This is a genomic window from Klebsiella sp. Lac1, assembly GCF_009825425.1.
GTDB classification, from domain to species: Bacteria; Pseudomonadota; Gammaproteobacteria; order Enterobacterales; family Enterobacteriaceae; genus Klebsiella; species Klebsiella electrica.
Genome location: NZ_VJZJ01000003.1, coordinates 47,643 through 65,564, shown reverse-complemented (window position 1 = coordinate 65,564; position 17,922 = coordinate 47,643). Strand labels below are relative to the sequence as shown.

General features: G+C 57.3%; 17 protein-coding genes. 7 read left to right on the top strand and 10 right to left on the bottom strand.

Annotated features, from left to right (window positions below; genetic code table 11):
* Positions 1-150 precede the first annotated feature (150 nt).
* From FNY10_RS19310 to FNY10_RS19295, 4 genes are read left to right on the top strand one after another with little or no spacing between them, the layout of a single operon-like run.
* Complete coding sequence (locus tag FNY10_RS19310; protein ID WP_032696809.1) at positions 151-432, top strand: PTS sugar transporter subunit IIB; 282 nt, start codon at positions 151-153, stop codon at positions 430-432.
* 3 nt (positions 433-435) lie between these two features.
* Positions 436-1,800: a PTS galactitol transporter subunit IIC gene (locus tag FNY10_RS19305; RefSeq protein WP_141963794.1), complete on the top strand. Its 1,365-nt coding sequence runs from the start codon at positions 436-438 to the stop codon at positions 1,798-1,800.
* The gene (locus FNY10_RS19300) at positions 1,797-2,252 is read left to right on the top strand and encodes a PTS sugar transporter subunit IIA (RefSeq protein WP_160703087.1); all 456 of its coding nucleotides are present in this window, start codon (positions 1,797-1,799) and stop codon (positions 2,250-2,252) included. The genes FNY10_RS19305 and FNY10_RS19300 overlap by 4 nt, the downstream gene beginning before the upstream one ends.
* A gap of 50 nt (positions 2,253-2,302) precedes the next feature.
* A complete protein-coding gene (locus FNY10_RS19295) occupies positions 2,303-2,629 on the top strand; it encodes a DNA-binding protein (RefSeq protein WP_131048884.1) in 327 nt (108 codons plus the stop codon).
* A 22-nt stretch (positions 2,630-2,651) separates the two neighbouring features.
* On the opposite strand, the gene FNY10_RS19290 is transcribed toward FNY10_RS19295, so the two are convergent.
* The 8 genes from FNY10_RS19290 to speB form a co-directional block, all read right to left on the bottom strand.
* Positions 2,652-3,446 (bottom strand): SDR family NAD(P)-dependent oxidoreductase, encoded by a 795-nt coding sequence (locus tag FNY10_RS19290; RefSeq protein ID WP_160703086.1) that lies wholly within the window; start codon positions 3,444-3,446, stop codon positions 2,652-2,654.
* A gap of 86 nt (positions 3,447-3,532) precedes the next feature.
* Positions 3,533-4,465, bottom strand: a complete 933-nt coding sequence (locus FNY10_RS19285; protein WP_160703085.1) for a 2-hydroxyacid dehydrogenase — start codon at positions 4,463-4,465, stop codon at positions 3,533-3,535.
* A 5-nt stretch (positions 4,466-4,470) separates the two neighbouring features.
* Positions 4,471-5,199: a class II aldolase/adducin family protein gene (locus tag FNY10_RS19280; protein ID WP_100685841.1), complete on the bottom strand. Its 729-nt coding sequence runs from the start codon at positions 5,197-5,199 to the stop codon at positions 4,471-4,473.
* Entirely contained in the window at positions 5,200-6,720 is a 1,521-nt protein-coding gene (locus FNY10_RS19275) for an amino acid ABC transporter permease/ATP-binding protein (protein ID WP_160703084.1), read from the bottom strand.
* Positions 6,721-6,753: 33 nt separating this feature from the next.
* Positions 6,754-7,557, bottom strand: a complete 804-nt coding sequence (locus tag FNY10_RS19270) for an ABC transporter substrate-binding protein (protein WP_131048880.1) — start codon at positions 7,555-7,557, stop codon at positions 6,754-6,756.
* 9 nt (positions 7,558-7,566) lie between these two features.
* Positions 7,567-8,643 (bottom strand): isopenicillin N synthase family dioxygenase, encoded by a 1,077-nt coding sequence (locus FNY10_RS19265; protein ID WP_141963798.1) that lies wholly within the window; start codon positions 8,641-8,643, stop codon positions 7,567-7,569.
* Positions 8,640-9,503 carry a sugar phosphate isomerase/epimerase family protein gene (locus FNY10_RS19260; RefSeq protein WP_131048878.1) on the bottom strand — a complete coding sequence of 288 codons (864 nt, stop codon included), beginning with the start codon at positions 9,501-9,503 and terminating at the stop codon, positions 8,640-8,642. Before FNY10_RS19260 ends, FNY10_RS19265 begins: the two co-directional genes overlap by 4 nt.
* A gap of 12 nt (positions 9,504-9,515) precedes the next feature.
* The gene (gene speB / locus FNY10_RS19255) at positions 9,516-10,466 is read right to left on the bottom strand and encodes an agmatinase (protein WP_100685846.1); all 951 of its coding nucleotides are present in this window, start codon (positions 10,464-10,466) and stop codon (positions 9,516-9,518) included.
* Positions 10,467-10,578: 112 nt separating this feature from the next.
* On the opposite strand from speB, the gene FNY10_RS19250 reads away from it, so the two are divergent.
* From FNY10_RS19250 to FNY10_RS19240, 3 genes are all read left to right on the top strand, one after another.
* Positions 10,579-11,490, top strand: a complete 912-nt coding sequence (locus FNY10_RS19250) for a LysR family transcriptional regulator (protein ID WP_100685847.1) — start codon at positions 10,579-10,581, stop codon at positions 11,488-11,490.
* A 127-nt stretch (positions 11,491-11,617) separates the two neighbouring features.
* On the top strand, positions 11,618-11,965 hold the full coding sequence (locus FNY10_RS19245) for a DUF6404 family protein (RefSeq protein ID WP_100685848.1): 348 nt from the start codon (positions 11,618-11,620) through the stop codon (positions 11,963-11,965).
* A 185-nt stretch (positions 11,966-12,150) separates the two neighbouring features.
* Positions 12,151-12,627, top strand: coding sequence for an RrF2 family transcriptional regulator (locus tag FNY10_RS19240; RefSeq protein WP_100685849.1), 477 nt, complete (start codon positions 12,151-12,153; stop codon positions 12,625-12,627).
* An 858-nt stretch (positions 12,628-13,485) separates the two neighbouring features.
* On the opposite strand, the gene oqxB is transcribed toward FNY10_RS19240, so the two are convergent.
* Together oqxB and FNY10_RS19230 are read right to left on the bottom strand one after the other, a co-directional pair.
* Positions 13,486-16,638, bottom strand: a complete 3,153-nt coding sequence (oqxB, locus tag FNY10_RS19235) for a multidrug efflux RND transporter permease subunit OqxB (RefSeq protein WP_141963801.1) — start codon at positions 16,636-16,638, stop codon at positions 13,486-13,488.
* 24 nt (positions 16,639-16,662) lie between these two features.
* Complete coding sequence (locus tag FNY10_RS19230) at positions 16,663-17,838, bottom strand: efflux RND transporter periplasmic adaptor subunit (protein WP_160703083.1); 1,176 nt, start codon at positions 17,836-17,838, stop codon at positions 16,663-16,665.
* Positions 17,839-17,922 lie beyond the last annotated feature (84 nt).

Sequence of the window (17,922 nt, the reverse complement as noted above, 5' to 3'; positions counted from 1 at the left end):
TTCAGATAAAACTTAATTCTCATAGTTATCAATTGATTACTGTCTTTTTACCCTCCTTTGTGTATTCAGTGTGTAAAATTACACACTGATCACAATTCCTCTCCCCTCCGCATGTTTTAATTCCCCTCACCAAAACAGAGAGGAATTCATATGAAACACATGATGATTTGCTGCGGCGCTGGCGTAGCGACCAGTACCGTCGCCTTAAATAAACTGCAGGACTTCCTGAAAAAAGAAAATATCCTCGATAAGGTTCGTATTTCACAAGGTACCGTTGCGGAAGCCAAAACCCGTGACGATGTCGATTTTATCGTCTCGACGTCGCCCGTTGCGCTGTCCGTTCCGGTCATTAACGCTCTGCCGCTATTAACCGGCATGGGTACCGATAAAGTGTTCAACAGCGTGAAAGAATTAATTCTCGCCGAGGGTTAAGCTATGTTTATTGTTGATTACATCGTGGGTTTAGGCGCATCGGTGATGATGCCGCTGATATTTATGCTCCTCGGTCTATTATTACGTCTGTCCCTCAGTAAAGCCCTGAAAGCGGGCTTAATGGTGGGGATCGGGTTTATCGGCTTAAGCATTACGGTGAACCTGATGATCGATTCTCTGACGCCCGTCAGCCACGCGCTGGTAGAGCGTTTCGGTCTGAATCTGAACGTGCTGGATGTGGGCTGGCCCGCGGCAGCGGCGGTGGCGATGGGGACGCGCGTCGGAGCGCTGGTGATTCCGGTGTGCGTGGCGATTAACGTGCTGATGCTGTACACCAAAACCACCCGGGTGTTGAACGTCGATATCTGGAACCTGTGGCATCACGCGTTTACCGGCTCACTGGTGACGATTATTACCGATAGCCTGTGGCTGGGGATATTTGCCGCCGGGATTAACTGCATTATTACGATGGTGATTGCCGACCGTACCAGCGGCGATGTTGAAAAATATTTAAATCTGCCCTCTATTTCGGTGCCACACGGTTTCTCCGCTTCATTTGTTCCGGCGGCATGGCTGGTGAATGCTATTGTCGACCGTATTCCGGTGGTGCGTGATATTAAAATTGATACGGAAGTGATTCAGCGGAGATTATCTATTCTCGGCGACCCGGCTTCCCTCGGGGCTATTATCGGCGCGCTGCTCGGCATTATTTCCGGCATTGAAGTCAAGGCTATTTTGCAAACTGCGATTACCATGGCGGCGGTGATGACCATTATTCCGCGGATGGCGAAGATGCTGATGGAAGGGGTCTATCCGATCAGTGAGCGTATTCAGGAAATTGCCCAGTCACGAGCCGGATCGTTCGGTAAAATTGCCATTGGTCTGGACTCTGCCGTCAGCGTCGGGCATCCGGTCACGCTGTCCGTTTCGATGCTGATGATTCCGGTGATGCTGGTTCTCGCGGCCATCATTCCCGGCAACCAGTTCCTGCCTTTTGCGTCATTAACCGGTTTACCCTTTGCCTTTGTTCTGGTAACGGCGGTATGCCGCGGCGATATGTTCCGCACGCTGCTGACCGGGCTGTTAACCCTGAGCCTGGCGCTGCTGATTGGTACCAACCTGGCGCCGATTGTCACCAGCACCGCGGTCAGCACCGGCTTCTCGCTGCCGCAGGGCACCACCAGTATCAGCAGCGTGGATTATGCCGGGGCCATGTTGCCGTGGGCGATTATCCAGAGCTTCCACCTCAAAGAGATTGGCGTCGGGATTCTGACCCTGTGCACCCTCGCGCTGGTGTTGTGGAATCGCCGCAAACTGGCCCAGGAAAATGAACAGCCGGCAGAAGCGGCGACGGAGGCAGGAAAATGATGTTTAGCGCTCAACGAGTGGTGACATTTAACGAGGCCGTGAGTCGGATGGCCTTACTGACCCGCCTTGCCCAAAGTCTGCTGGCGGATGGTCTGGTAAAACCGAGTTTCACCGACGGCGTGCTCGCTCGTGAGGAGCGCTATCCGACGGGGATCTTTATGGAGACCCACAGCGTCGCCATTCCGCATACCGAGTTTGAGCATGTTAACCACACCGGGTTTGCCATCGGTATCAATCGGGCCGGCGTGGCGTTTCACCGTACCGATGAGCCGGAAGAGAGGGTGGTGCCGGAGATCGTGGTCATGATGGCCATTGATAAAACTTGCGAAAAAGTGGCAATTATTCAATCCTTATTCGCATTATTAGCCGATCGCGATCGCGTTAACGATATCGTTAAAATGACGCCAGAGGAGATTGCAAAAGTGTTCACCGATGCCGTCGTCACGCAGTAAGATAAAATGATGGGCGCCAGACGGTGAGGCCGGAAGCGGAGAGGGGCAAGATGTTACGAATCAGCGACGTCATAGAGTTAGCGATGGTCAGTCGCAAGACTATCTATAACGCGATCAACAGCGGCCGGCTGAAGTATCAGCTGGTGAATGTTGATAACCGCCAGGTTCGTATGTTCCTTGAAGAGGATGTGTTTGAAGCCTTTCCAAAAACCAGCCGCAGCACCACGCAAGAGCAGGAGATGCAGGCGCTACGGGAGGAGGTGGCTTCCCTCAAGTTTGCCCTCGCGGAACTGCAAAAGGCGGTCAACGCCATGGACCCTGAAGGTCAGTTCGAAATGACGTCGGTTAACGAGCCGGCCAAAAAGCCCGGCCGCTAGTCAGCGGGCGGGCGCTAAGCGGTCAGACAATATCATCTACCACGCCGCCATCGACGCGCAGCGCCGCGCCGGAGGTGGCGGAGGCCTGAGTTGAGCAGACGTACACCACCATATTCGCCACTTCATCAACCGATGCCGCCCGCTGAATAACCGAGCTGGGACGATGGGCCAGCACAAACTCTTTGGCGAGCTGATCCAGCGGTTTACCGGTTTTCGCCACCTCGTCTTTCATCATTTCGGCAAAACCATCGGAAATCGTCGGGCCGGGCAACACGCTGTTCACCGTCACGCCGCTACCGGCTACAAATTTCGCCAGCCCGCGCGCCAGCGACAGCTGAGCGGTTTTGGTCACGCCGTAGTGGATCATGTCCGCCGGAATATTGCGCGCCGACTCCGAAGAGATAAACACCACCCGGCCCCAGCCTTTTTGCACCATCGCCGGCAGCAGCGCACGCGACAGCCGTACGCCGGACATGACGTTGGTCTGCCAGTAGTTTTCCCAGATGGCATCGTCGGTGTCGTAGAAATCCAGCGGGCCATAAATCCCGGCGTTATTGACCAGGATATCGACGCCGTTTACCGCTTGCAGGAGCTGCGCGACCCCTTCGGCGTCGCTGAGGTCGGCAACGGCGGCGCGCGGTCTGGCGCCGGGTACCTCGTTTTGCAGACGGGCGATGGCCTCGTTGACGCTACGCTCGCTGCGCCCGTTCACCACCACCTCCGCGCCGCTGGCCGCCAGCCCTTTGGCGATAGCAAAGCCAATTCCGGCCGTGGATGCGGTCACCAGCGCAACTTTCCCCGAAAGATCAATTTTCATAACTCCGGCCTTAATGTGTTGTCAGACAGACCATTAAGCGTAGCAGCTGATGGCGGATGCCGGGCGGGGAATCGGCAGCGCAGGGGTTAATAGCCCCGCTGTTTATCCACCAGATTGTGCAGCGGCAGCGCGCGTTGCTGGCGGTGAATGTTCTCCAGCAACTGGCGGGCAATCACCTGCGCCGGGGCGATCGAGGCCATATGGGGGGTGATGACCACCTGCGGATGCTGCCAGAGCGGGTCATCCTGCGGCAGGGGTTCGACGGGGAAGACATCCAGCACTGCGCCCGCCAGTCGACCGCTATCCAGCGCCTGCAGAATATCGTGATTCACCATATGTTCGCCGCGTCCGCAGTTGATTAACACGGCGCCTGTGGGAAGCTGGTCGAGCAGCGGCTGGGCGAGAATACCACGGGTCTGTTCGGTGAGCGGCAGAACGTTGATCAGCGCATCCAGCTCAGCAAAAAATTCACCGGCCTGCGCATCGCCGTGATAGCACCGGACGCCGGGGAGCTGTTTCTCACTGCGCGCCCAGCCGGAAACGTGATACCCCAGCCCGGCGAGGCGGGTGGCGATGTAGCCGCCGATTTCGCCAAGTCCCATCACGCCAATACGAAAGTCGGCGGCGGCCCGCTGCGGATAAATCTTCCATACGCGCTCACGCTGGTGCGTCAGCGCGCGATCGAAACTGCGCTGGAACCACAGCACGCCCCACAGCGCGTACTCGAACATCCCGTGGCGGAAATCCTCATCTACCACCCGGCACAGCGGAACAGAACTGGCGAACAGGTTATCGGGGAGATGGTCTACCCCGGCCGAGGCGGCCTGAATTAATTTTAACGCCGGCGAACGGGTCAGCAGGCTGGCATCGGGAAACCAACAGCTGGCATATTCTGCGCTGCGTGCCGCCGGATCTTCGGGCAGGACCGCGGTTACGTCCGGGAACAGCTGCAGCGCTTCGCAAATCTCGCGGGCATAGTTCTGGTCATTGCAATCGACAACGATAGTCAGGTTTGGCATAGGCGTTAGTCTTTGTAAGAAGTGTCGAGACGGTTCAGGCGGCGCAACCACGCCTGCCAGACCAGTTGGCGTTCATGTTCCACGCCCATCAGCTGTTCGCAGGCGTGCTGGCTCAGGTGCGCAGGAATGGTGTGGATGGCGCTGAGCGGAGCGAGCTGTGCGCAGGCCATTTGAATTTCGCAGGCGCGGTTGAGGTAGTACATGATGTAAAACGCATCGGCGACGGTGCGCCCCACCGACAGCAGGCCGTGGCTTTGCAAAATCATGGCGATATGATTTCCGAGCGAACGCTGGATTCGCTCGCGCTCGTCGAGGTCAAAGGCGACGCCCTCATACGGGTGGTAGCCGACGCGCTGATAAAACTCGGTGCTGATCTGGTTAAGCTGTAACAATCCCTGCTCACAGGCGGCGACCGCCATGCCCGGCAGCGTATGGGTATGGATGACGCAATGCGCATCTTCCCGCGCCATATGTACCGCGCTGTGGATGGTAAAGCCGGCTGAGTTGGCCGGAGCGTGGCCCTCCACGACCTTTCCCTGCATATCGACGACGATGAGATTACTCGCCGTCACCTCATCGAACATCATGCCGAACGGGTTAATCAGAAACCGCGGCTCGCCGTCGCCCGGCAGGCGCACGGAAAAGTGGGTATACAGCGTATCTTCCCAGCCAAACAGCGCCGCAAGCCGGTAGGCGGCAGCCAGATCCTGGCGTAGTTCACGTTCAGTCGTCATTTATTGCACTCCCATAAATTCACGTATGCGGCTCAGCGCCGGGTCTGCCGCGCCGTTGCGGATGCGCTGCGGATGCACATCGCTCGCCACGACGCCGTTTTCCATCATCACCACCCGGTCAGAGATGGATAAAGCGAAGTCCATCTCATGGGTGACGATCAGCATCGTCATCCCTTCGCGGGCAAGAGACTGAATCACCTTCAGCACTTCCCCTACCAACTCGGGATCCAGCGCCGAGGTGGGTTCGTCAAACAACATGATGTCCGGTTTTAACGCCAGCGCCCTGGCGATGGCGACGCGCTGCTGCTGGCCGCCGGAAAGCTGCCAGGGGTATTTTTCGGCATGGGCCAGCAGGCCGACGCGATCCAGTAGATAGAGGGCCTGCTCTCTGGCCGCCTGCGGCTCAACCAGCTTGTGATACAGCGGGGCGAGCATGACGTTATCGAGCACCGTGCGGTGAGGAAACAGATTGAAACTCTGGAAAACCATGCCGATACGCCGCACGCCGGCGCGCATCTGCGGTTTATCCACGATTGCCGCGCCCTTAAGGTAATCTTCGCCATAGAGCACGATCTCCCCGGCATCGATGCTTTCCAGCGCGTTAATGGTGCGGATAAGGGTGGTTTTACCGGACCCCGACGGCCCGATAATGCTGATGACCTGACCGTTTTCGACTTTCAGGTCGATACCTTTCAGTACCTGATGCTGGCCCCAGGATTTCTCGATCGCGCGCAGATCGAGCGCCGGCGGGCTGCCGCTGGTGGGTTCGGCTTTTGCCGTAGGCTGCGGTGCCTTCAGCGACTGACGCAGGGCTTCACACTCGGCGTCGTTGAAGGTCTGCGGGCGCTTTTGCTGAATATCCAGCATATTCTCCAGCGCCCGGAACAGCCAGGTGAAGACCGTCACCACCATGACGTAGTAGACCGCGACCGCCAGCAGCGTCTCCATGACGAGGAAGTTTTGCGCATACAGGCGCTGGCCGGTGAGCAGCAGCTCCGGAAGTGAAATAACCGATAATATTGAGCTGAGCTTAATAATCGTAATGTATTCATTAATCAGCGTAGGTAACGAAATACGAAACGCCTGCGGAATAATAATTAAGCGCTGAATGCCAATAAAGCTGAAACTTAATGCGTGGCCGGCTTCGCTTTGTCCTTTCGCTACCGACATTAATCCGCCGCGATGGATTTCCGCCATATAGGCGGCTTCGGTCACGGTCATCGACACTAATCCGGCAATAAACGGAATACCAAGCAGCGGCTGCGTGGCCGGGAAGAGCTGCGGCAGGTTATAGACAAAGACCAGCAGCACCATTAACGGCACGCTGCGGAAAAACCAAATATAGAGTTCGACGGGAACCTTTAACCAGCGCGGGCCGGAGAGTTTCGCGCAGGCTAACAAAAATCCTAACACCAGGCCAATAAACCAGGACAATGAGCTGACGACAATGACGGTGACACACGCCTGCCAGAATGCCCCAACGCTAAATAATGAGAAAAAGTATCCCCAATCGAACTCCATACTAACTCCTGTTGCTCATGTGCTTTATTGTATTTAATCGATGCGCTCTAAATTGTATTTCTTGATAATGGCGTCATATTTTCCATTGGCTTTTAAGGTGGCTAATGTTGATTTAATGGCGGCCGCCAGTTCGTTATTTCCTTTCGCAATATAAATACCCAGCGGCAACGGGTAGACCAGCCGCGTGGAGCTGATAGCCAGGCGACCACGACTCTTATCGACAATGATTTGCGCCGCCGGGGCGATTTCTAACTGCGCGTTAATGTTTTTCGATAGCAGGGCCTGCGAGGCTTCCGGCGCCGTCGGGAACTCCTGAATGCCGATCGCCGGCTTGCCGTTCTTCAGGCAATACTCATCGGAGTGATTTTTCAGGCTGGCGACCCAGGCGGTGCCCTGTTGCAGTCCCACCTTGACGCCGCAGAGTTCGTCTTCCGTTTTGGGTTGAATCGTGCTGCTCTTGAGGGCAATGATCGACGCGCCGGACAGGGCGTAAGGGATCGCATCGGCCTGTTTCAGGCGCTCCGGCGTGACGTACATACCGGATATCACCGCGTCATATTTCTTGCCGATGCCTAAAATCAGACTGGTGAATTTGGTGTCGATCAACTGCGGCTTCGCTTTTAGCTGTTCGGCAATCAGCGCGGCAAACTCCGGATCGAGGCCAACGATGTTGTTGTTGCTGTCATAGGATTCAAACGGCGGATAGGTGACCTCCATGCCGACTTTGAAGACGCCATCGGTCAGCAGTTCAGCTGCCTGGGTCAGCGGAGAAAAGCAAGCGGCGACGGCGATGCCCAAAGCCACACGGCGCGAGAGCGTCTTAAGGGTTTTTTTCATCATGTATCCTCACGGGTTATTAACGGTTTTTTGCTGTGCTTGTTTCTTCAGGTGACCAAAGGTGTGGGTGCCGCGGGCGCGCTCCGGAAGCTGTAGTTCGCCACGGGTGACTTTCTCACGCAGGTAGCGATAGGTTTGCAGCGCCTGGCTCCACATATGCTCGCCAATGCTTAATTCCTGGTAGTCGCTGGCTTCCCCGGCGGCTAAAAAATTGGGCAACGGCCGGATCAGCGTGTGGTAATCGCAGGCGAAAAACAGCGGGAAGGAGTAGCGTTCCTGCGGTACCTTGCGAACACGGTGGGCTGTAGCAACAAATGTGCCAGCGCTTAATACTTCCAGCATGTCGCCGATATTGATCACGAAAGCCTCTTCACCGGCGGCGCTCTTCACCGGCGGCGCATCGATCCAGACGCTTTCTTCGTTCAGCACTTCCAGGCCCGGCTGGTCGGCGAGCAGCAGGGTGAAGCACTCGTAATCGGTGTGTGCACCAATACCGGGAACATCCTCGGCGCTGGCATCAAAGGGGTAGTGAATCAGGCGCAGCTTGGACGGCGGGCAGGTCACCAGCGCCTTGAAATATCCTTCCTGCAGGCCAAGGGCGAGGGCGAAGGCGTCAAACAGGCGATGGCCGAGGGCGAAAACCGCGTCATAGTAGGCCAGTACCCGGGATTGAAATTCCGCCAGTTCCGGCCACTCGTTGGCACCAATCAGCGGCGTGCCGGCCAGCACAAACGGATGGTCGTCCGCCGCCTGGAAACCAATATCGAACGCCTCTTTATGGTCCGGTTTGCCGGAGCCGTAAATCTCTTCGCCTTCGGGGACGTAGCCTTTATGGCTGCGCGAATGGCCAATGTAGTACTGCATCTTTTGTTCCATCGGCAGGGCGAAGAGCGTTTTGGCCGCCGCGCGGATGCCAGCGATCAGTTCAGGGGCAATACCGTGACCGGTGATATAGAAAAAGCCGACTTCGCGTGCCGCTTTGCCAATCGCATCGGCGACGGCCTGGCGCTTTGCCAGACTGCTGCTGCTCAGGTCGCCAATATCGATGGTCGGTAATTCAGTGAAAGAATTTTTCGCAACGCTCATTTCTGCAGTTCCTTTTCGGTTAACGATAAAAACTCGGCAAAATGCTGCTGTTCATGTGTAGCCATCCACGCATTCAGCGACCACAGGTCGGCCACCGGGACGTTGGTGAACGGTAGATGATGCAGATAGCCATCGGGGCCGAACTCGGGCGTCAGCGTGGTGTGCTGATACCCGCGTCGGCGCTGCGAGTGCCAGATTTGCTGCCAGAAACGCTGCTGAAACTGCAGCGCAGCCTGATATTCCGGGGCCGCCGGATGGGGCACCTGCGGCCCCTGGTCGTAACCGGCGCGGGCCTGAATGTGGTGTACGCGGTCGATAAACGCGCTGAAATCATCGCAGGGGTCATCCAGCAGACGCTCGCTCACCACAAGCCAGTGGCTGATGTCGGCGGTAAACCGCAACTGCGGCAGCTGCTGGATAATCTCGAGAGTCAGCCACGGGCTATACAGCGAGGTGGCGCGATGGGTCTCAAAGCTGCAGGTCAGCTCATAGGCCGCCGCCAGTTCGTGGGCCTTGCCGAGGAAATCCACCTGCTGCGCCAGCGGCCAGCGGTCGTTACCGGCCAGCAGATTAACGAAGCGCGGGTTCAGCGCTTTGGCGTCATCAAAACGACCTTTCAGGCGTTCAAGATGCTGCCGGGGCGTGTCGGCCTGAGCGGGGATCACGCCACCGCCGCTGAACACGATAGCGATATACTCCAGCGCCGATTCCTGCAGGCGTCGGGCCAGCGTCTGCTGCTCTTCCGGGGTCAGCGGTACGCGTGCTTCGATGCCGCCGCAGCCGACGCTTTTCAGCTCGCTGACCGTTTGCTGCCACGGGGTGGTGACGCCCCAAAGCGTACGAAAAACCGTGAGTTGCATGAGCCGAATCCCCTATGGATATTTCACGCCGGGCAGGACGCAGAGCATTTCGTACAGCAGGTTTGCCGCCAACTGGGAGGTGTTGCCGCTGATGTCGTAAGGCGGCGAGACCTCGACCAGATCGCAGCCAATCAGGTTCAGGCCGCGGCAGCCGCGGACGATTTCCAGTGCCTGAATAGATGTCAGGCCGCCAACTTCTGGCGTGCCGGTACCGGGCGCCCAGATAGGGTCGAGGCTGTCGATATCGAAGCTGAGATAGACCGGGCCATTGCCCATCTGCTGGCGGACTTCAGCCATCAGCGGGGCGAGAGACTTGTGCCAGCACTGCTCCGCCTGTACCAGACGAAAACCCTGGTCAACGCCCCACTGGAAGTCGCCGGCGGCGTAACCCTGGGCACGCTGACCAATCTGCACTACCCGTTTGAGATCCAGCAGACCCTCTTCTACGGCGCGGCGGAAGGTGGTGCCGTGGGCGATTTTTTCCCCGAACATTTCATCATTGGTATCGGTATGCGCATCGACATGAATCAGGCCAACCGGACCATGTTTTTTTGTCAGGGCGCGCAGGATCGGCAGGGTGATGGTGTGATCTCCGCCTAGGGTCAGCGGGATTAGCGGGAAACTATTCAAATCCGTGTAGTAATCCTCGATAATCTGCACCGATTTGAGCAGGTTGTAGGTATTTATCGGTACGTCGCCAATGTCGGCCACCGACAGCGATTCGAAAGGCGCCGCCCCGGTTGCCATGTTATAGGGGCGAATCATCACCGATTCGGCGCGGATATAGCGCGGCCCGTAGCGGGTGCCGGATCGCTGAGAAGTACCGATGTCTAACGGGATGCCGACGAATGCCGCATCAAGTCCCTGTAAATTTTCAATAAATGGCAGGCGCATCATCGTTGCGCGGCCGCCAAAACGTGGCATCTCGTTGCCACCCTGCGGTTGATGAAAGACGTTATCCATTGCAGCTCCTGAATCTGACACACCAATACTCGACAGGGAGATAGTGCGAAAGATGAGCTGGACTTTACATCGTCTGGCGTAAATACTTAGTTCATTTATTAGTGAACTAATCATGCTCAACGACGGCAGTCTCAACATTCGACAGCTGCAGGTTTTTGAGGCGGTGGCGCGCCTGGAAAGCTATAACAGAGCCCAGCAGGAGCTGGGTATTTCGGTATCGGCAATCAGCAACGCGATGTCTCAGCTGGAAGGGCAACTGGGGTTCAGCCTGTGCCAGCGCGGGCGCGGCGGCTTTGCGCTGACCGAGAAAGGGCAGCAGTTTTTACAGCAGGCGATTCGGGTGCTGAGCGAGCTGAACGAGCTGGAGCGCCAGTCGGCGCTGCTGAAAGGCGAGCACAGCGGCACGATTTGTATCTCAACGCTGGACTCGATTGAAACTGAAACCGCGCTGTCGCTGCCGGTGGTCCTGCGTAGCTTCAGCGATAAGTTCCCCCATGTGCATATCAAGCTGATTATCCGCACCCCGGCGGAGCAGCTGAACGGCGTGCTGAACAACCATATCGATTTGGCGATCGGCAGCTACAACTCCCAGGTGCATAACATTATCAGCGAGCCGCTCTATCGCGAGCAGCACTGGCTCTACTGCAGCGATCTTCATCCGATGTTTTTCAGCCGCCAGCTTGATAAAGAGCATATCAGCCAGTGTCCGCTGGTGACCCGCAGCTACTGGAATACCAGCGATCTGCGTCGGCGCGGTTTCAATAAAGGCAGCGCCACCGTGGAAACCGTCGATGCGCAGCTGCTGCTGATTCTCTCAGGGAAATATATCGGCTATCTCCCTGAGCATTACGCCTGGCCGTGGATCAAAGAGAACCGGCTGCGGGTGTTACTGCCTAATGAATTTGGCTTTCAGTCGCCGTTTTCGGCGATCTGCAAACGCGGGCGCAGTAACGAGCCATATCTGAAAGAGTTTCGCAATTTGCTGAAGAAGAATACGGTGGCCAGGCCGAAGTGGAACTATTGAGGGGGGAGTCTGGCGCCCCCGGAGCGCAGCGCGGCAAATGTTGGCTATTGCCGTTTTTCCGCGCCTGTGGCTGAATATTGAACACCCTTAACAGGCATTATTTATCTCCAGAGGAAGGAGCTGAACGATGGCATTTGAAGAGAAGAAGAAAAAAGCGCTTGCGCTGATGGAAGAGAAAAAGATGTGGCGGAGCAACTATGCGCCTCCGCTGCTGCGTCTTTTCTGGAAAGCCGGAGGTAAAATGCCGCCGCCGCCGTTTGCCCCGTTCTGGCTCAATATGCTGTTTTTCGCCGTCTGGTTTGGCCCTTTATGGGGCGTTTTTATGTGGTTCAGCACCTGGCAAAGTGAAGGCTATAGCGCCTCAGGCGCGCTGTTCGCCAGCGCGACCGCCGGGGTCTTATTCGGCTTTTTTATGGCGCTGTTTCATGCCTGGCGTAAGCGCGCCAACAAGCTGCCGGACTGGGATCGTCTGTAGCGATAAACGTGGGCGGTTAAATACCCTGGCTGGCGACAGGTGTGGTGCGGAAAGTGTCTTTTAGGCAACGGGTAGCGCGTAGATTGCTTCAAAAAAATGACCGTATTTGTTATATTGTTGTTCATTGCTTATTCACCTCTGCGGTGCCAAAAAGAACAAGATTCACCGCAACCCAGGAAGATAAAATGTTAGATTATCGCTTCCCGACAGCTTTGCAGATGGTTCTCAGCGTAGCGATGGCGGAGCAGTTGGGTCAACGTTCGACGAGTGCGATTCTGGCCTACGGACTGGAAGCCAACCCGAGCTTTATCCGCAAATTAATGGTGCCGCTCACCCGTGACGGTATTATTGTCTCCACGCTGGGACGTAACGGTTCCATTCACCTTGGTCGCCCGGCGGAGAGCATCACCCTGCGTGATATCTACGTGTCGGTGATTGAAGATAAAAAGCTGTGGGCATCGCGGCCCGATGTGCCGGCCCGCTGCGTGGTCAGCGCCAACGCCTGCTGGTACTTCAAGTCTATCGCCGACGAAGCAGAGCAGGCTTCTCTGGATGTATTAGCCCGCCATACCGTGGCAAGCGCGCTGGAAAAGGTCAAAAAAGGCGATACCAGCGGCTGCGATCTGCTACCGGAACTGGATACTCTGAAAAAAGCGCATTAATCCTGCCGTCAGCGTAAAAACGCCTTCACTCAGAAGGCGTCGCTTGTTGATAAACGCGAGCGTCTTACATTGCCCGGCGGCGCTTCGCTTGCGCGGGCCTACAGAGATTGTGCCATCCTTAGTCGCGTGGGTTTTGTTGGCCAACAGAGCTTGTGTCATTGCTTGATGGTTCGGGTTTTGTAGGCCGGGTCAGGCGTCAGCCGCCACCCGGCAAAATGCGGGTGCGCTGTTCAAAACTGCTTTGCCCCCAATGTCCATCTTCATACCGAAAGCGCAGGCTGTTGGCAAAGCGCGAGCGTCTTACATTGCCCGGCGGCGCTCCGCTTGCGCGGGCCTACAGAGCTTGTGCCATCCTTGGTCGCATGGGTTTTGTTGGCCAACAGAAATTGCGTCATTGCTTGATGGTACGGGTTTTATTGGCCAACAGAGCTTGTGTCGTTGCTTGATAGTGTGGGTTTTGTTGGCCAACAGAGGTTGTGTCATTGCTTGATGGTACGGGTTTTGTAGGCCGGGTCAGGCGTCAGCCGCCACCCGGCAAAACGCGGGTGCGATGTTCAAAAACCGCTTTGCCTCCCAATTTCCATCTTCATACCGAAAGCGCAGGCTGTTGGCAAAGCGCGAGCGTCTTACATTGCCCGGCGGCGCTTCGCTTGCGCGGGCCTACAGAGATTGTGCCATCCCTAGTAGTGTGGGTTTTGTTGGCCAACAGAGCTTGTGTTATTGCTTGATAGTGTGGGTTTTGTAGGCCGGGTCAGGCGTCAGCCGCCACCCGGCAAAACGCGGGTGCAATGTTCAAAAGCGGTTTGTCATTCGTTTCCGCCTTCAAGCAGAAGGCGGTTTTTTGTTGTCGGCAGCTGCCTATTCAGGCAGCGCTTCTGGTGCCGGTTTGCCGCGGGTGACCAGCTTACGCAGCGTGACGTAGAACACAGGTGTCAGGAACAGACCAAACAGCGTCACGCCCAGCATCCCGGAGAACACCGTAATCCCGGTGACGCCGCGCACTTCCGCGCCCGCGCCGTGGCCGAGGATCAGCGGAATTGTCCCGGCAATAAAGGCAATGGAGGTCATCACGATCGGACGCAGACGCAGGTGACATGCTTCCAGCGCCGCTTCCATGATCCCTTTCCCCTGAATTTCCAGCTCGCGAGCAAACTCGACGATCAGGATCGCATTTTTACAGGCCAACCCCATTAACACCACCAGTCCAACCTGCACGAAGACGTTATTATCGCCGCCGGTGAGCCAGACGCCAAACAGGGCGGAGAGCAGCGTCATCGGAACGATGAGGATCACCGCCAGCGGCAGCGTCCAGCTTTCATACAGCGCCGCCAGCACCAGGAACGCCAGCAGCACCGCCACCGGGAAGACAATCAGCGCGGTGTTGCCCTGGGTGGCCTGCTGGAAGCTCAGATCCGTCCATTCGATGTTCATACCATTCGGCAGCAGCTGGCCGGACATGGCGGCCAGTTTGCTCATCGCCTGAGCGGAAGAGAGCACCCGAGGATCGGCGTCGCCGATCAGATCCGCCGCCGGATAGCCGTTGTAGCGGATCACCGGATCCGGCCCGTAGGTCGTGCTGATATTGACCATACTGCCGATCGGCACCATTTCACCCTGGTTATTCCGGGTGCGCAGATTAGCAATATCCTCCACGCTGTCGCGGAACGGCCCGTCGGCCTGCGCCATGACGCGCCAGGTTCGGCCGAACTGGTTAAAGTCGTTCACATAGGAAGAGCCCAGGTAGGTTTGCAGCGTACCGAACAGATCGGTCAGCGAGACGCCCTGCGCTTTCGCCTTGTCGCGATCGACCTGCACATCCAGCTGCGGTACGTTCGCCTGATAGGCTGAAATAGGGAAATGCATCCCCGGTGTCTGCATGATCGCTCCGGACAGGGTATTCACCGCCGTTTGCAGCGCGCCATAGCCTAAGCCCCCTCGATCCTGAATATACAGCGAGTAACCGGACCCCTGGCCGAGGCCGAGAATCGGCGGCGGCAGGATAGAGAAGCCAAAGCCTTGCTGTATTTGCGCGATTTTGGCATTGATCTCGGCGTTAATTTCCGCTGCGGAATGTTTACGCTGATCGAACGGCTTCAGGCCAAAAAATACCGTGCCGGTGTTCGGCGTATTGGTGAATTGCAGCGCGTTAAGCCCCGGAAACGCCACCGCATAATCCACGCCTTCAGTGTTCATCCCGATTTCGCTCATCTTACGGATGACCGCGTCGGTGCGGGCCAGCGAAGAACCTTCCGGCATTTTCACGCCGCCTATCAGGTAGAGCTTATCCTGGGTGGGAATAAACCCGCCCGGCACGGCTTTAAACATCACGCCGGCGGCGCCGAGCAGCAGCAGGTAAACAATAAACACGGCGCCACGTCGTCCGAGCGTTTTGCCAACCAGCCCCTGGTAACCGTGCGAGCTGCGATGGAAGAAGCGGTTGAACGGACGGAACAGCCAGCCGAACAGGCGATCGATAAGCCGGGTCGGGAGGTCTCTCGGCGCGCCGTGCGGCTTCAGCAACAGGGCCGCCAGCGCCGGGGAGAGGGTCAGCGAGTTGATGGCCGAGATCACCGTCGAAATCGCGATCGTCACCGCAAACTGTTTATAGAACTGCCCGGTTACGCCGGAGAGGAAGGCCATCGGCACGAATACTGCACACAGCACCAGGGCGATAGCGATAATCGGCCCGGACACTTCGCGCATCGCCTGGTGCGCCGCCTGCAGAGGGGCGAGCCCCTCCTCGATATTGCGCTCGACGTTTTCCACCACCACAATCGCGTCGTCCACCACGATCCCAATGGCGAGGACCAGGCCGAACAGGCTCAGGGTGTTAAGCGAGAAGCCAAGCAGGTAGAGAATACCGAACGTCCCCACCACCGAGACCGGTACGGCAATCAGCGGAATAATCGATGCGCGCCAGGTTTGCAGGAACAGGATCACCACCAGTACTACCAGCACTACCGCTTCGAGCAGGGTTTGCACCACCGCGCGAATGGAGTCGCGCACAAAAACGGTGGGGTCGTAAGGGGCGGCCCACTTCATGTCTTCCGGGAAACGCGTGGACAGTTCGTCCATTTTGGCGCGTACCGCATTCGACAAATCAATGGCGTTGGCCCCCGGCGACTGGAAGATGCCGATCCCGACCGCATCTTTATTGTTAAGCTGGGAACGCAGCGCGTAGCTGCCCGACCCCATTTCGATGCGCGCCACGTCGCGCAGACGGACCAGCGAACCATCCTGGGCCGTTTTGAGAATGATATTGCCGAACTCTTCTTCCGTGTGCAGACGACCCTGGGCGTTAATCGAGATCAGGAAGTCGCTCTCTTTCGGCAGTGGCTCGGCGCCAAGCTGCCCGGCGGAGACCTGCACGTTTTGCTCCTGCATCGCCGTCACCACATCGGAGGCGGTCAAGCCACGTGCGGCGACCTTATTCGGATCCAGCCAGATTCGCATGGCGTATTCGCCGGCACCAAAAATCTGGATTTGGCCGACGCCGGGCAGGCGCGCCAGTTCATCCTTCACTTTTAAGGTGGCGTAGTTACGCATATACAGCGAATCGTATTTACCGTTGGGCGAAAACAGATGCACCACCAGGGTGAGCGTCGGCGACTGTTTCTGGGTAGTGATCCCCAGACGGCGTACATCTTCCGGCAGACGCGCTTCGGCCTGTGATACCCGGTTTTGTACCTGAACCTGCGCCTGATCGGGGTCGGTGCCCGGGCGGAAGGTGACGGTGGTAACCAGTACGCCGTCGGAGCCGGCGACGGACTTCATGTACATCATGTTTTCGACGCCGTTGATCGCTTCTTCCAGCGGCGTCGCCACGGTCTCGGCGATCACTTTCGGGTTGGCGCCCGGATACTCCGCGCGTACCTGCACACTCGGCGGTACGACGTCAGGGTATTCGCTGACCGGCAGCAGCGGGATGGCGATGAGCCCGGTAATAAAAATCAAAATCGACAGCACCGCGGCAAAAATCGGCCTGTCGATAAAAAAGCGGGAAAAGTCCATGCGTCGGATTCTCAGGTCAAGGGATCAGTTGAGGGCAGTGCTGGCGGTCATCGCCACGGTTTTCGCGTTAACCGGCATTCCGGGCATAAACACTTTTTGTAATCCTTCGACGATGACTTTATCGCCAGGATTCAGCCCCTGCTGGACGATGCGTAAACCGGCGGCCAGGCGACCCGGCTTGATATCGCGGCGCTGCGCTTTACCCTCTTTATCAACGATATAAACGTATTTGCGGTCCTGATCGGTCAGTACCGCTTTGTCGTCGATTAGCGTGGCCTGGAATTCGGCGCTGCCCGGCAGGCGCACGCGGGCAAACAGGCCCGGTATGAACTGACGCTGGCTGTTATCCAGCAGCGCGCGCATACGGATAGTGCCGGTGCTCGGCGTTAGCTGATTATCGAGGAAATCCACTTTTCCCTGATGGGGATAGCCGTCCTCACCAACGAGACCCATCTCAACCGGCAGCGCAAGATGATTGCTGGCCGCCCCCTGGCCGCTGCGGGCGAGGTTTTGATAGTGAAGATAGGTTGATTCATCGACATCAAAATAGACGTAGACCGTCTTCTGCGAGACCACCGTTGTCAGCACGCTGGCACTGTCACCCGCGGTCACCAGGTTACCGCTGGTGATCAGCGCGCGGCTGGCGCGACCATCGATAGGGGCGGTCACTTTGGTGAAGTCAAGGTTAAGCTGAGCGGCATCCACGGCGGCCTGCGCGGCCTGGATGTCGGCCTGCGCCTGGGTCGCGGCGGAACGGCGCTGCTCCCACTCTTCACGGGATACCACGTTGCTGTTGATTAATTTGTCGGTACGGCTGGCCTCGCTGCGCGCCAGGCTGGCCTGTGTTTTGGCTCTTGCCAGCGTTGCCTGCGCCTGCTCGAGGGCGGCGCGATAGGTTCTGTCATCGATAGTGAATAGCACCTCGCCCTTTTTCACTTCCTGGCCGTCGGTGTAGTTCACTTTTTCAATGTAGCCGGAGACGCGTGGGCGGAGCTGAACGCTTTCTACCGCTTCAATTCGGCCGTTAAAGCTGTCCCACTGGCTAATGGATTTCACCACTACGTCAGCGGCGCTGACGGCAGGGGCCTGCGGTGCGGCGTTTTGCGCTGCGCAGTTATCGCAGCTGGCAAGCAGCATGGCGATGACTGCGCTCCCCAGTCCGCGTAGATAAAAGTTAACCCAGGTTTTTTTCAGGCTCATTATTTTTATTCCGGTAATTGTTGCCGCCGGGCAAGACGCAGCGAAGGACGCTGCGTAGCTTCCTGTGTCCGGGCTGGCTTAAGG